The organism is Streptomyces sp. NPDC054796, assembly GCF_053611545.1.
This window is the reverse complement of record NZ_JBSHAO010000049.1, coordinates 20,369-34,621: the sequence shown is the minus strand read 5'-3', so window position 1 is coordinate 34,621 and position 14,253 is coordinate 20,369. Positions and strand designations below refer to the sequence as shown.

11 protein-coding genes are annotated in these 14,253 nt (G+C 71.5%); 4 read left to right on the top strand and 7 right to left on the bottom strand.

What is annotated here, in order from left to right; translation table 11 throughout:
- Positions 1-3 precede the first annotated feature (3 nt).
- The 3 genes from ACWGJ2_RS31075 to ACWGJ2_RS31065 are packed head-to-tail and all read left to right on the top strand — an operon-like array spanning position 4 to position 2,352.
- Complete coding sequence (locus tag ACWGJ2_RS31075) at positions 4-1,098, top strand: fatty acid desaturase family protein (RefSeq protein WP_453349617.1); 1,095 nt, start codon at positions 4-6, stop codon at positions 1,096-1,098.
- Positions 1,095-1,598, top strand: coding sequence for a hypothetical protein (locus ACWGJ2_RS31070; RefSeq protein WP_453349616.1), 504 nt, complete (start codon positions 1,095-1,097; stop codon positions 1,596-1,598). The genes ACWGJ2_RS31075 and ACWGJ2_RS31070 overlap by 4 nt, the downstream gene beginning before the upstream one ends.
- 13 nt (positions 1,599-1,611) lie before the next feature.
- Positions 1,612-2,352 carry a nitroreductase family protein gene (locus ACWGJ2_RS31065; protein WP_453349615.1) on the top strand — a complete coding sequence of 247 codons (741 nt, stop codon included), beginning with the start codon at positions 1,612-1,614 and terminating at the stop codon, positions 2,350-2,352.
- Between the two features lie 91 nt (positions 2,353-2,443).
- Here the strand turns inward: ACWGJ2_RS31065 and folE are convergent, their stop codons facing one another.
- From folE to dacB, 6 genes are all read right to left on the bottom strand, one after another.
- Positions 2,444-3,046 carry a GTP cyclohydrolase I FolE gene (gene folE, locus ACWGJ2_RS31060; RefSeq protein WP_453349614.1) on the bottom strand — a complete coding sequence of 201 codons (603 nt, stop codon included), beginning with the start codon at positions 3,044-3,046 and terminating at the stop codon, positions 2,444-2,446.
- 139 nt (positions 3,047-3,185) lie between these two features.
- Positions 3,186-5,219, bottom strand: a complete 2,034-nt coding sequence (gene ftsH / locus ACWGJ2_RS31055; protein ID WP_453349613.1) for an ATP-dependent zinc metalloprotease FtsH — start codon at positions 5,217-5,219, stop codon at positions 3,186-3,188.
- 243 nt (positions 5,220-5,462) lie between these two features.
- Positions 5,463-6,002, bottom strand: a complete 540-nt coding sequence (gene hpt, locus ACWGJ2_RS31050; RefSeq protein ID WP_453349612.1) for a hypoxanthine phosphoribosyltransferase — start codon at positions 6,000-6,002, stop codon at positions 5,463-5,465.
- An 87-nt stretch (positions 6,003-6,089) separates the two neighbouring features.
- Positions 6,090-7,259: a tRNA lysidine(34) synthetase TilS gene (gene tilS / locus ACWGJ2_RS31045; RefSeq protein WP_453349611.1), complete on the bottom strand. Its 1,170-nt coding sequence runs from the start codon at positions 7,257-7,259 to the stop codon at positions 6,090-6,092.
- A 163-nt stretch (positions 7,260-7,422) separates the two neighbouring features.
- Positions 7,423-8,583: a zinc-dependent metalloprotease gene (locus tag ACWGJ2_RS31040; RefSeq protein WP_453349610.1), complete on the bottom strand. Its 1,161-nt coding sequence runs from the start codon at positions 8,581-8,583 to the stop codon at positions 7,423-7,425.
- A gap of 171 nt (positions 8,584-8,754) precedes the next feature.
- The gene (gene dacB / locus ACWGJ2_RS31035) at positions 8,755-10,341 is read right to left on the bottom strand and encodes a D-alanyl-D-alanine carboxypeptidase/D-alanyl-D-alanine endopeptidase (RefSeq protein WP_453349609.1); all 1,587 of its coding nucleotides are present in this window, start codon (positions 10,339-10,341) and stop codon (positions 8,755-8,757) included.
- 85 nt (positions 10,342-10,426) lie between these two features.
- Between dacB and ACWGJ2_RS31030 the strand changes: the two genes are divergently transcribed.
- Positions 10,427-10,918, top strand: coding sequence for an inorganic diphosphatase (locus ACWGJ2_RS31030; RefSeq protein WP_453349608.1), 492 nt, complete (start codon positions 10,427-10,429; stop codon positions 10,916-10,918).
- 1,198 nt (positions 10,919-12,116) lie between these two features.
- Here the strand turns inward: ACWGJ2_RS31030 and ACWGJ2_RS31025 are convergent.
- Complete coding sequence (locus tag ACWGJ2_RS31025; RefSeq protein ID WP_453349607.1) at positions 12,117-13,769, bottom strand: threonine/serine ThrE exporter family protein; 1,653 nt, start codon at positions 13,767-13,769, stop codon at positions 12,117-12,119.
- Positions 13,770-14,253: the final 484 nt, after the last annotated feature.

Sequence of the window (14,253 nt, the reverse complement as noted above, 5' to 3'; positions counted from 1 at the left end):
CCCATGTACCGTTCCTCATCCGACACGAACCCGGCGCCGCGCACGGCGGCCCCGAACAGCGGCACCGCAGCCGCCCCGGCCAACGGCACGGCGGCGACGGACACCGGCACCACCGCGCCCCGTACCGACCGCAAGGCCGCGGCACGGGACGACGGCGGGGTCCTCTTCCGCAAGGTACGGGTGTCCGCCAGGGACCAGCGGGTCTTCATCGGCAAGCTCGTCCTGGCCCTGGCTCTCGCGGGCGGGGCCGGATATCTGGCCCTGCGCCCGAACTGGCTCGTGGCGCTGCTCGGCGCCTGCCTGCTGGGCGCCGTCTACACCCACATGGTGGAGTTGCAGCACCAGTGCCTGCACCACTCCTCGTTCCGCTCCTCCCGGCCGCACCGGCTGGTCGGAGTGCCACTGGGAGCGCCGCTGCTGGTCGCCTACAGCCACTACCGCGTACGGCACCTCCAGCACCACCGCCACCTCGGCACCCCGCAGGACTCGGAGTTCTTCGGCTTCGACACCCGCAAGCCGCTGACCTGGGGCCAGTTGCTGCGCGGCGCGTTCGACTACGCGCGGCTGCTGGGCGTCGCCCGTGACATCGGGCTCTCCCTGGCCAACCGCTGGACGTACGACCTGGGCCAGATCGCCGAGCGCCGGCGACGCGAGGTGAACGCCGAGTACCGGCTGTTCGGGCTGCTCATCGTCGCCGCCGTCGCGGCCGTACCGCTCGGCGCAGGCGAGCTGGTGCTGCGCCTGTGGGTGCTGCCGCTGCTGTTCGCGGTGCCGATGCACTTCCTGGTGGAGCTTCCCGAGCACATCCTGTGCGACACCGAGACCACGGACGTGCTGCGCAACACCCGCTCCATCAAGGGGAGCTGGTTCACCACCTGGTACACCAACGGCAACAACCTGCACGTGGAGCACCACGCGGCCATGACCGTCCCCATCAACCAGCTGCCACAGCGGCACGACGAGGTGCGGCGCCGCGCCGTCCACGTCGAGTCGAGCTATCCGGCGTTCTTCCGCCAGGTGATCAAGGCGGTGCGCCCCGGATCCCGACCCCCGTCCCCGGAGCAAGAGACCGCAGTCAGCACGGGAGCCCTGCGATGACCGTCTCCGCACACCTCCGCGCCCGTATCCAGGTACGCGGCGCCGCCATCCACCACTCGACGCTCCTGTCCGACGGCGCGATACCCGGCCTCACCGGCATGTCGTGCGTGGACGACACCGTCCATCTGGACGTGCCCGAGGGCGAGTTCCGGATCGATCTGCTGGAGCGGCCTGGCCAGGGCACCCTGCTCACCTTCCGGGCCGTCTTCCGCGAGGAACCGCCTGCCGAGGGCACGTGGTGGTCGAGCTGGGAGACCGAGATCGCGGCCCCGGCCGCCTCGCCCCAGGTGAGCGGCACGCTGGTGGCCGAGATCAACGAGAGCCGCCGCCGCTTCGCAGCAGCGCTGGCGGACGCGCGAGCGCACGCGCTGGCATCAGCATCGGCGCGTCCGGATCCGGGGCCGGGGCCGGGTCCGGGTCCGGGTCCGGACAGCCGGGCCCCGTCGGCCAAGGGCAGTGCCTCGTCGGCCAAGGGCGACGGACCGCTCGCGGCGGCCTGAGAGGAGGAGCGCCATGGAGCTGACGGAAGCGGTGCTCACCCGACGCAGCAGGAAGGATCTGGCCGAGCCCGCACCGGACACGGCCGAGTTCACCGCGCTCCTCCAGGCGGCGGCCTCGGCCCCCGACCACGGCCGGCTGCGGCCGTGGCGGTGGGTACTGCTCCGCGGCGCCCAGCGCTCCCTGCTCGGCGCGGCCTTCGCGGCCCACGCGCCCGTCCCCGCACGGGACCGGGCCGCCGCGAAGGCCCGCCGGGCGCCCCTCCTGGCGTCGGTGGTGTTCGCCCCCAGGCGGGACACCTCCGTCCCGGAGTGGGAGCAGCTCGCGGCGACCGCGGGAGTCGTGCACAGCCTCGAACTGCTGCTGCACGACAGGGGGTGGGGAAGCATCTGGCGCACGGGCCGCGAGGTGGACTCCCCCGTCGTACGGGAGACGCTCGGCCTCGCCCCGGACGAGAAGCTGCTCGGCTGGCTCTACATCGGCACCCCGCTGCCGGAGCAGCAGGAACAGCCGGAGCAGCAGGAGCAGCCGGGCCCGGATACCGGGGAACAGGGAGGCGTCGTCGGCACCGGCACCGGCACCCAGGGGAACGGCGCGGCTCCAGGGCCCCGCGCCGCGCTCAGGCCCGGTGCGCCGCGACGGGTGCCGAAGCGCACGGCTCCCGTCGACGCCCTCGTCTCCACCGTCCTGCCCCCGCATCCACCGTCCGCCGGTACCGCCCCGGCGGCGACCCTCAGAAGAAGGACCGCGTCCTGAGCCAGTGACGCCGTCGTGTGCGTGGCACCACCACGCGCGCGGCGGCGTCGCCGGTTCGACGGCCCCGAGGCCGCCCCCGTCGCTCGGGGACTCAGCGGAGGATCAGGCTCATCGCCTCGGAGCGGGTCGCCGCGTCGCGCAACTGGCCCCGGACGGCCGAGGTGAGCGTCTTCGCACCCGGCTTGCGGATGCCCCGCATCGACATGCACATGTGCTCGCACTCGATGACGACGATGACCCCGCGCGGCTCCAGTATCCGCATGAGGGAGTCGGCGATCTGCGTGGTCAGCCGCTCCTGGACCTGGGGGCGGCGCGCGAACACGTCCACCAGACGGGCCAGCTTCGACAGCCCGGTGATCTTGCCGCTGGCGGCCGGAATGTACCCCACGTGGGCGACGCCGTGGAACGGCACGAGGTGGTGCTCGCACGTCGAGAAGACCTCGATGTCCTTGACCAGGACCATCTCGTCGTGGCCGAGGTCGAAGGTCGTGGTCAGCACGTCCTCCGGCTCCTGCCGCAGCCCGGCGAATATCTCCTTGTAGGCGCGGGCCACGCGGCTGGGAGTCTCCAGCAGGCCCTCGCGGTCGGGGTCCTCACCCACGGCGATCAGGAGTTCACGGACGGCGTTCTCGGCCCGCTTCTCGTCGAACTCGCCGATCTTGCCCTCGCCGTCCAGAGTCACCGGGTCGGTCATCAGTTGCCTCGTTCCTCGCACATGTGCAGCAATAAGCCGCGCCCCTCAGGTTAAAACCCGAGGGGCGCGGCTCACATTCCAGGTCCGTTCCCGCGGCCGGTGAGGCCGGTCACACGGGAAACGCGCTGGTCATCGCAGGTCAGTTCTCCGTCGGATCGACGGGCTCGACAATGGCGTCCGAGTCCCGCGGGCCGATCTCCTTGCCGCCGCTCTTGTCGAGCGCGGGCGAGGAACCGTTGGCACCGTTGGCCAGGGCCGGAGCCGAGACCGGGGGCCGGGTGGAGGGGGTGCGCCGCGAGGAGCCCGTCCATGCGGGGCGAGCGGGACGCTTGACGACCGTGGCGAAGACCTCGGCGATCTCCTCCTTGTTCAGCGTCTCCTTCTCCAGCAGGGCGAGGACCAGATTGTCGAGGACGTCGCGGTTCTCCACCAGGATTTCCCAGGCTTCGTTGTGCGCCGTCTCGATCAGCTTCTTGACCTCCTCGTCCACCAGCCCGGCGACCTCCTCGGAGTAGTCGCGCTGGTGGCCCATCTCCTTGCCCAGGAAGGGCTCGGAGTTGTCGGAGCCGAACTTGATCGCGCCAAGCCGCTCGGTCATGCCGTACTGCGTGACCATGGCGCGGGCCGTCGCCGTCGCCTTCTCGATGTCGTTCGCCGCACCCGTCGTCGGATCGTGGAAGACCAGCTCCTCCGCCGCGCGCCCGCCCAGCATGTACGCCAACTGGTCGAGCATCTCGTTGCGCGTGGTGGAGTACTTGTCCTCGTCGGGCAGCACCATGGTGTAGCCCAGCGCCCTGCCTCTCGACAGGATCGTGATCTTGTGAACGGGATCGGAGTTGGGCGAGGCCGCCGCGACCAGGGCGTGACCGCCCTCGTGGTACGCGGTGATCTTCTTTTCCTTGTCGCTCATGATCCGGGTCCGCTTCTGCGGGCCCGCCACGACGCGGTCGATCGCCTCGTCCAGGAACTTGTTGTCGATCAGCTTCTGGTCGCTGCGCGCCGTGAGCAGCGCGGCCTCGTTGAGGACGTTGCTCAGATCGGCGCCCGTGAAGCCCGGGGTGCGCCGGGCGACCGCGCTCAGATCCACGTCGGCAGCCATCGGCTTGCCCTTCTGGTGGACCTGGAGGATCTCCAGACGGCCCTGCATGTCCGGGCGGTCCACCGCGATCTGGCGGTCGAACCGGCCGGGACGCAGCAGCGCCGGGTCCAGGATGTCCGGGCGGTTGGTGGCGGCGATCAGGATGACGCCGCCCTTCACGTCGAACCCGTCCATCTCCACGAGCAGCTGGTTCAGCGTCTGCTCGCGCTCGTCGTGACCGCCGCCCATGCCCGCACCTCGGTGCCGGCCGACGGCGTCGATCTCGTCGACGAAGACGATGGCGGGTGCGTTGGCCTTGGCCTGCTCGAACAGGTCACGGACGCGCGAGGCGCCCACACCCACGAACATCTCCACGAAGTCGGAGCCGGAGATCGAGTAGAAGGGGACACCGGCCTCGCCCGCGACGGCGCGGGCCAGGAGCGTCTTACCCGTACCGGGCGGGCCGTAGAGCAGCACACCCTTGGGGATCTTGGCACCGACCGCCTGGAACTTGGCGGGCTCCTGGAGGAACTCCTTGATCTCCTGGAGTTCCTCGCACGCCTCGTCGGACCCCGCGACGTCCGAGAACGTCGTCTTCGGGGTGTCCTTGGTGATCAGCTTGGCCTTGGACTTGCCGAAGTTCATCACCCGGCTGCCGCCGCCCTGCATCTGATTCATCAGGAACAGGAAGACGACGATGATGAGCACGAACGGCAGCAGCGAGAGCAGCATCCCGACGAACGGGTTCTGCTTCTGCGGCGCGACCGTGTACCCCTTGGGGATTTCCTTCTGCTCGAATTTGGCCTGGAGCTTCTTGGCGAGATCGACACCCTGGTCGTCGATGTAGCTCGCCTTGATCTTGTCGCTGTCTTCGACCTTGGCGCCGTCCTTGAGCTCAAGCTTGACGACTTGTTCGTCGCCGGTTGTGAGCTCGGCCGACTTCACCTTGTCCTGGTCGATCGCCTGGACGACCTGGCCCGTGTCCACCGTCTTGTAGCCGCCGGACGAGCCGACGACCTGCATCAACACGACCACGGCAAGGACGGCCAGCACGATCCACATGACCGGCCCGCGGAAGTATCGCTTCACGTCCATCCATACGGAGCGCGTGCGCCCCGTCCCTCCTGCCACAGTGAGTTGAAAAGCCTGACCTTCGGACGGTACCCCAGCATTGTCACCCGGCGCCGCCGAGGACGGTCAACTGAAACCCCTCCGCATGCTCCAACGGCCCGAAACCGCCCTGTGTTCCCGCCCCGGCGGCCCCGCGGGGCCCGGGGGGACACGTCGCGGGCCGTTGCGCCGACCGGCTGCACCGCCGCCGACGGCTCACCGGCGCGCTCAGCCGCCGTAGACGTGCGGGGCGAGCGTGCCGACGAAGGGGAGGTTGCGGTACTTCTCGGCGTAGTCGAGCCCGTAGCCCACGACGAACTCGTTCGGGATGTCGAAGCCGACCCACTTCACGTCGATCGCCACCTTCGCCGCGTCGGGCTTGCGCAGCAGCGTGCAGACGTTCAGCGAGGCGGGCTCGCGCGAGCCCAGGTTGGACAGCAGCCACGAGAGCGTCAGACCGGAGTCGATGATGTCCTCGACGATCAGGACGTGCTTGCCCTTGATGTCCGTGTCCAGGTCCTTGAGGATCCGGACGACGCCGGAGGACTGGGTCCCCGCGCCGTAGGAGGACACCGCCATCCAGTCCATCGTGACCGGGGTGGAGACGGTGCGCGCCAGGTCTGCCATGACCATGACGGCGCCCTTGAGGACGCCGACGAGAAGCAGGTCCTTGCCCGCGTACTCCGCGTCGATCTTCGCGGCCAGCTCTGCCAGCTTCGCGTCGATCTCTTCCTTGGTGATGAGCACCGACTTCAGGTCGGTGCTCATGTCTTTCTCGTCCACCCGTGCCGCTCTCGTTCGAGGTCCCGTCTCACGGCGCCCACGACTCCGACGGCGCCGACGCCGACGGCGGCGTCAGCTCAGTGGTGTCGGTGAGGCCGGTGAGCCATGCCGGACGACCAGTCTGCCACCCTGCCTCCTGGCCTCGACACGGCCGGGCAGGTTGATGGCCCGCTGCCCGCGCCACGCGGTGACCAGACGGTCCACCTCCTCGATGTGCCGCGCGAAGAGCGAGCCGGCCGGCGCGCCCGCCTCGATGGCGGCACGGCGCAGCACCCGGCGCCGGACGGCGGGCGGCAGCCCGTGCAGCCGCTTGGTGTCCAGCTCGCAGCCGTCCCAGCCCTCGGTGCCCGGCGCGTCCGTGCGTACGACGCGCTCGGCGTCGGCCGCCCAGGCGTCGAGCGCGTCCGCGTCGTCACGGGAGAGCTGGGCCGTACGGGCGAGGGCCTCGACGACGCCCTTGCCGAGCGCCTTCTCCAGCACGGGCAGCACCTCGTGGCGCACGCGGGAGCGGGTGTAGGCCGGATCGGCGTTGTGGGGGTCGTCCCATACGGGGAGGGACTGGACCATGCACGCCTTGCGGGTGGTCTGGCGGTCGACGGCGAGGAAGGGGCGGCGGTACAGCTCCGAGGTGCCCGAGATGGCGGCCATGCCGGAGAGGGAGCGGGTGCCGGAGCCCCTGGCCAGACCCAGGAGCACCGTCTCCGCCTGATCGTCGCGGGTGTGCCCGAGCAGCACGGCCGCCGCGCCGAGCCGCCGGGCCGCCTCGTCCAGCGCGGCGTACCGCGCGTCACGGGCGGCGGCCTCGGGGCCCGTGCCCGTACGGCCGATGGTGACGGCCGCCGACTCGGCGGGGGTGAGGCCGAGCGCGGTCAGCCTGGCCACGACATCGAGGGCGCGCTCCTCGGAGCCGGGCTGGAGGCCGTGATCGACGGTGACGCCTCCGGCGCGGACGCCGAGCCGGGGGGCTTCGAAGGCGAGGGCCGAGGCAAGGGCCATGGAATCGGCGCCGCCCGAGCAGGCGACGAGCACGAGCGGGGGCCCGGCGCTGTGAGGGGAGGCGGCGGAAGCGGCGGGCGCTGAGGCGTCGCGGGGGCCGCCGTGGGCACCGGGACCCGCGGGCGCGTGGGCCCAGGTGGGGGGCGTGGGGGAGGAGCCTTCGCGGGCGGCGTGCTCGCTCAGGACATCGTGGAGTGCGCGGCGGACCGCCAGGCGTATTGCGGCGACCGCGGGATGGGGACCCATTGTCCGTTTCACATCCTCGAAGGGGGGTTGTCACTCAGAGTGCGTCGATAGTGACAGAGACGAACCGTATTCCCCGAGCATCGCACGCGCACCCGGCGATCTCGGTCCCTCAGAAGGGTGATTGCCGGGGATTCCGGTGGTCTGTGCGGCGCCCCGATGGTCCTCAGTCCGTCTTGCGGTGCACCCGTGCGATCCAGTCCGCCGGTTTGGCGATCTCCGCCTTGGTGGGCAGCGTGTTCGGGGACGTCCACACCCTGTTGAAACCGTCCATGCCGACCTCGTCGCAGACGGCGCGCACGAAGCGCTCCCCGTCGCGGTACTGGCGCAGTTTCGCGTCGAGCCCGAGCAGCTTGCGCAGCGCCTGGTCGAGGCGGCCCGCGCCACTGGCCCTGCGCTGCTGGAACTTCTCCCTGATCTCGGCGACGGAGGGCACGACCTGCGGCCCCACCCCGTCCATCACGTAGTCCGCGTGGCCCTCCAGCAGCGACATCACGGCCGTGAGCCGCCCCAGGATCTCGCGCTGCGCCGGGGTCTGGACCAGCTCGACGAAGCTGCCCCTGGCCCCCTCGTCAGCATCGTCCGCACCGCCTTCGGCCCCCTCGCCCCGCTCGCCCTCCGGCCTGCTCCCGGTCAGCGACTGGACGGCCTCGCGCAGCCGCTCCAGCAGCGTAGAGGGGTCCATCTCGGTCTCGCCGAGGAAGGACTGGATCTCGCCGCGCAGGTGGTCGCGCAGCCAGGGGACGGCCGTGAACTGGGTGCGGTGCGTCTCCTCGTGCAGGCACACCCACAGCCGGAAGTCGTGCGGGTCCACCTCCAGCTCCCGCTCCACGTGCACGATGTTCGGCGCGACGAGCAGCAGCCGCCCGCCCCCGTCGGGGCCGGCGGGCAGCTCGCGGCTGGCCGGGGCGAACGTCTCGTACTGCCCGAGGACGCGCGAGGAGAGGAAGGACAGCAGCATGCCGACCTCGACGCCCGTCACCTTGCCGCCGACGGTGCCGAGCACCGAGCCGCCGGGGATGCTCGCGCGGCGCTCCCGCATCTTGCCCAGCAGCGGGGACAGCAGCTCGCGGAAGCCCGCGACGTTGGCGCGCACCCAGCCGGGCCGGTCCACGACGAGGACGGGCGTGTCCCCGGCCTCCCCGGGGGGCGTCAGCCGGGTGAAGCCCCGCACGTGCTCCTCCGACGCCTTCGCGTGCCGGCGCAGCTCCGTGACGACGTCGCGCGCCTCGTCCCTGCTGACTTCGGGCCCCGGCCGTACGAGCCGGGTCGCGGTCGCGACCGCGAGATTCCAGTCGACCATCTCCACACCACCGAGGCTCGTCATGACTTCACGGTACGTGCCGCCGGAGCCGTTCGGGAGGTCACCGCTGGACGGGCCTGGACGAGCCTGGACGGTCCCGGAGCGAAAGCCCGGCCTCCATACGGCCTTCCCGGTACGCGGACGGGGACGGAAGCGGGCTCCGGGAGGGGACCCGCGAGTGGCCGCGCGGGGCGGTCAGCCCGACGAGGGCGAGTCGCGGCAGCCGCAGTTGGCCAGGGCCGAGGCCATCCGGTCCAGCGCGTTCTTCGCGCCCTCGGCGTCCTTGGTCCCCGAGGTCATGAAGGCGAAGGCCAGCAGCCGCCCGTCCGCGTCCACGACCGTGCCCGCCAGGGTGTTTATGCCGGTCAGCGTGCCCGTCTTGGCCCGTACGAGGCCCGCCCCCGGCTTGTTCTGCTCGTCGCCGTAGCGCTCCTCCAGCGTGCCCGTGAAGCCCGCGACGGGCAGGCCCGTGAGGACGGAGCGCAGCTCCGTGCGGCCGGGGTCCGCGGCCCGCGCCAGCAGTTGAGTCAGCAGCCCGGCCGAGACCTTGTCGGCGCGGTCCAGTCCGCTGCCGTCGGCGAAGCGCGCGCCCTGCACGGGCAGACCCAGCTTGTCCAGCTCGCGCCGCACGGCGGTCTCCGCGCCCGCGAAGCTGGGCTCCTCGCCCTTGGCGAGCGCGGTCTGCCGGGCGAGGGCCTCGGCGATGTCGTTGTCACTGTTGGTCAGCATCCGCTCCACCAGCTCGGACAGCGGCGCCGAACGGTGATCGCCCAGCTCCTTCGCCCGCGCGGGCGCCCCCGCCCGCTCCGGGCCCCCCTTGACCTCGACGCCCTGCCGCTCCAGCGCCTCGGCGAAGTCCTCGGCCGCGTCCCTGGCCGGGTCGGCAGAGCGGGGTGCCGGGCCGTGGTCGGAACCGTCGAGCCGCCCCTCGTTCACCATCAGCGGGGTGACGGCCGCGATGTTCTCGTTGGGGCTTATGGGGTGCTGGGTGGTGCCCTTGTAGCGGGAGGTGTCATAGCCGACGGAGACCTCGGGGGCCCCGCCGCCCTTGTCGGCCTTCTTCAGCGAGCGGGCCGTCTCCTTCGCGATCTCGCGGATCCCGTCCGCGTCGAGCGTCGGATCGCCGCCGCCGACGAGCACCACGCTCCCGCCCCCGCCACGCACCGCCCTGGTCTCGATCCGGTGGCCGTCCCCGCGCGCGGAGAGCGCCGCGACGGCCGTGGCCAGCTTCACCGTCGACGCCGGGGTGGCGGACACGCCTGCGCCGACGGTGTAGAGCTTGCGCCCGGTGGCCGCGTCCACGACGGAAGCGCTGCGTACGGGGCCCAGCGCGGCGTCCTCGAGCAGCGGCTCCAGCGCGTCGGCGAGCGCGGAGGAGGTGGGGGGCGGGACGTTGCCCGAGCCAGGGCCGCGCGTCGGCTCGTCGGCTGCGTCGGTACCGAGGGCGCCGAGCACGTCGGGCGCGTCCTCGGGCGCGGGGCCGCGTCCGTCACCCGCGCCGCCGGTGTGCTTCGCGCCACTCCCCCGGTCCTGGGAGGCGGCCCAGGCGCGCTCGGCCGTACGCTGGCCCGAGTCCCACGGCCCCGTCGCGGCGACCGCCACGACGGCGACCACGAGTCCCAGAACGGCGGAGCCCGCCGTCACGACGGCCGTCTGCCGCTCCCGCGGCGACGCGGTCCGCCAGCGCTGCCGGGCCGTCCGTACGGACCGCAGGGTGTACGCCCGCACCGCTCGGTAGGCCCGGATCGCGGTGTTCCGCACCTCGGATGCGGTGTCACGCACCTCGACCAGCCCCTTTCGCGAGCGCGTACGTCCGTGGGGGACACTTAACCATCAGATACATGTGCTGATCACGGAGGAGCCTCCCTTGGAGTTCGACGTCGTCATCGAGATCCCGAAGGGGTCGCGGAACAAGTACGAGGTGGACCACGAGACCGGTCGCATCCGGCTCGACCGCCACCTCTTCACTTCGACCGTCTACCCGGCCGACTACGGCTTCGTCGACAACACCCTGGGCGAGGACGGCGACCCGCTGGACGCGCTGGTGCTGTTGGAGGAGCCCACCTTCCCCGGCTGCATCATCAAGTGCCGTGCGATCGGCATGTTCCGCATGACGGACGAGGCGGGCGGCGACGACAAGCTGCTGTGCGTGCCCGCGTCCGACCCGCGCATGGAGCACCTGCGGGACATCCACCACGTGAGCGAGTTCGACCGGCTGGAGATCCAGCACTTCTTCGAGGTCTACAAGGACCTGGAGCCCGGCAAGTCGGTCGAGGGCGCGAACTGGGTCGGCCGCGCGGATGCGGAGTCCGAGGTCGAGGCCTCCGTGAAGCGCCTCGAGGCCAACGGCGGCCACTGACCGCTCGCCACTGGGGCCGCACGAGGCGATCACGGGTACGCCCGCGAGCCAGCGTGACGCCTTCGAAGGGGCGCCCTTCCTTGTGTGGGGGGCGCCCCTTCGGCTTGGGGTCCCCCTTGTCGGGGGTGTTGCGCGGGGTGCGGAAGGAAACGGTGGGTTCTGGTTGACCGGGGGTGTTGCGCGGGACGGTTCGCCGGTGAGGTGGGCGCCGTAGGGTCCCGCGCTGATTTTTGTGCCGCTGCACGCGTGGGGCTCCCTTCGCGGGGGCGGAGCGCCGTTTCCGGGTACGGGCCGGTGGCTACGGCGCGGCGTGTGGACCGGTTGTTCGCGGCCAGGGCCGCGTGATTCTTGGCTTGTGCCGGTGGCCGTGTGGGATTGCTGTGTGGTGGGGGTCGGCGCCGCGCCGGGGTGTCTCCTCGGCGTGAAGCCATCGTGTTCGGCTTTCCGCCGGTGACTTTCTCGACCTGCGGGGACACCCCACCGCACCACCTCCCACCCGGTGGCCACCCTCCGGCCCGCTCCCCTTGCTGTGGACAAGCCTCCCCCTCGGCGGAACGAGTGGGCACCGGGACTGCGCCCCCTTCGCCGGGGGTATTGCGCGGGACGGTCGGCCCGTGGAGTGGGGACCGTAGGTCCCGCACTGGTTTTCGTACCCCTGCCGACCCGGAGCGGGGGTGGGCCACCGGCGGGACGGGGACGCGGTGGGGTGTCCCCGCAGGCCGAGACGAACGACGGCAGAAAGCCGAAAACGAGACCTTCACGCCGAGGAGACACCCCGGCGCGGCACCGGACACCCCCACCCACACACCCCACACGGCCACCGGCACAAACCAAGAACCACGCGGCGCCAGCCGCAACGCACCGCACCACACGCCGCGCCGAAGCCACCACCCGCACCCGACCACGACGCCCCGCCGGGCGACGGCGCCAAAAGTTGTGGGCAATCGTCCCGCTGGCGAGGGGGCACCTCCCAGCGGTAACTGGGGGAGGGTGGGCACAACCCGTGCCACCGGCCCGCCACACGCGAACGAAACCCCAAGAGGGCGCCAGGCAAGGCGCACCCCTGCGAGAAACGGGCACCCCGTGTGGCCTTCACCGCGCACCCCGTGAAGGGGCGCGGACCGGTGAAGGGGGAACCCCCCGTTTCCTTCCGCACCCCGCGAAGGGAGCCGCACTCCCGCGAAGGGGAACCGTTTCCTTAGAAGCCTCGGGTGCGCTTGGCCGCGCGGCGGCCCGGGAGGGGGGTGTCGACGCCCGGGGTCTTGATGAAGAGGCGGGCCAGCTCGCCGCCGAGGTTCACGCCGATCGCGATGCCCAGCGCGATCGCCGCCGCCTGCGACAGGTGCTGGATCCCCTTGTCCATCTCGCCCTGCGCGATGTTCAGCAGCCCGAAGTACGTCGCACTACCAGGCAGCAGCGGCCCGATCGCAGCCGTGATGTACGGCAGCGAGGAAGCGAACTGGTACCGGGACAGCAACTGGCCGAAGAGGCCGACCAGTCCGGCGGCGGCCACCGTCGAGGGCACCGTGTCCACGGGCCCGACGTCGTGCAGCGCACCGTAGACCACCCAGGCGACGCCCCCGTTCAGCGTGGCCAGCAGCACGGTGTGACGTTCCTGCTGAAGCAGCACACAGAAGGCGAGCGCCAGCAGCATGGCCGCGAAGAGCTGGATGAACGGGCGCTCCTCGCGCTGGAGCTGGTCCGGGACCAGCTCGGCCCTGAGCTGCGCGCCGATGTAGAGGACGAGCAGGACGCCGCAGACGATGCCGACGATGAGGTAGACGACCTCCAGCAGGCGCGCCGCTGCGGTGATGTAGAAGCCGGTCAGCCCGTCGTGCACGGCCGCGACCAGCGCCCGCCCGGGGATCAGCGCGAAGAGTCCACCGGTGATGACCGCCGCCGCCTTGAACTGGGACGAGTCGCCCGGAAGGGTCAGCGCGACCGTGACCCCTATGGCGGCGGGCGGCATCGCGGCGGCCACGAACTGGTAGAACTCCGGCAGCCCGCGCCCGGCGCACATCCACGCGAGCCGGTCGCCGAGCATCGCGCCCAGCGCGGCCAGCACGAACACCAGCCCGTCACCGCCTACGAGCATGGACGCGGCGCCCGAGAGCGCGCCGCTCGCCATGGTGAGCGCGCCCTTGGAGTACGGGTGCCGGTTACGCCGTATCGCGGCGAGGCGGCGGTACGCCTCCTCCAGGGAGACGTCGCCCTTGGTGATGTCGTCGACGAGCCGGAAGACGGCGGCCAGCCGCGTGTAGTCGGTGCCCCGGCGGCGCACGGTGCGCCCGACCGTCACAGGGTCGTCGACCAGCGAGGGCTGGTGGGTGATCGAGATGAGGGTGAAGGTCACGGTCGGTTCGCAGCGGTCCAGGCCGTACGCCTGGGCCACGCCGAACATCGCCGCCTCGACGTCCTCCGCACCCTCGCCGCCCGCGAGCAGCAGCTCGCCGATGCGGAGCGTGAGGTCGAGGACGCGCGGGACGGCGAAGCCGGGTTCCGCTTCCTCGGTTCTGGTGGGCCGGTCGAGCGCGGGCCGCTCCGCGAGCGGCATGCGGATCATGGTCCGCATGCGGTCCTGCCAGGGCGTGCCAGGACGGGCGAGCGGGCCGATCTGGGGGATGCCGTCGGGCGGTGTGAACGCGCTGCTGAACTCCTGTGGCGGTGAGGTCAGCAGTCCCTCGGGCACGGCGAACTCGGAGGTGGGGGACTCGTCCTCGGGGGGAGGCGGCATGGGCACGCCGAGCGGCGGCGTGAACGCGCTGTGCGCCTCGTCCGAGAGCGGCTTGGCGTCCTCCGGGCTGTCCGCAGGCTCTCCTGCCCCGCCGTTCCGCTTGGGGTCCCCGACCACTTTCTGTCCGCTCCTTACCTCTTGAGACGTTAAGCCTCCACTTGATGCCACATGCTCGACGCCGGGTCAGGTACGGGCGGTTCCCTCCAACCGTGGTGGCGGTGGGGTGATTCTGCCCGCACAAGCGCAGGCCCTGTCCCGGGTTCGCCTACGAACCGAAGCATAAGATGGGTTTCGTTTCACTGCCTTTGACGGTCGGTGGGTGGGACGCTCGGCGCATGGGTCACTTCTGCCCACGTGAACTCACGTGACCCGCGACTGTCCAGCCGAAACCCGCACCCGGTACCCCTTCCTGATCCGCCGCGCGGTCCCCCGTCGCGCCGCCGGGCCCGGCGATCGGGGCCCTGTGGTCGGATCGGTCCGATGTCGCTGAACTGTCAGTCGTACGTCGATCCGACGCCTCCGTCAGGGCACCTCGCCCTGACCGCGCCCCAGATGCAGCCGTGCGGCGCAACCCGGACGGCCCTGGACGCACCCGTCACGG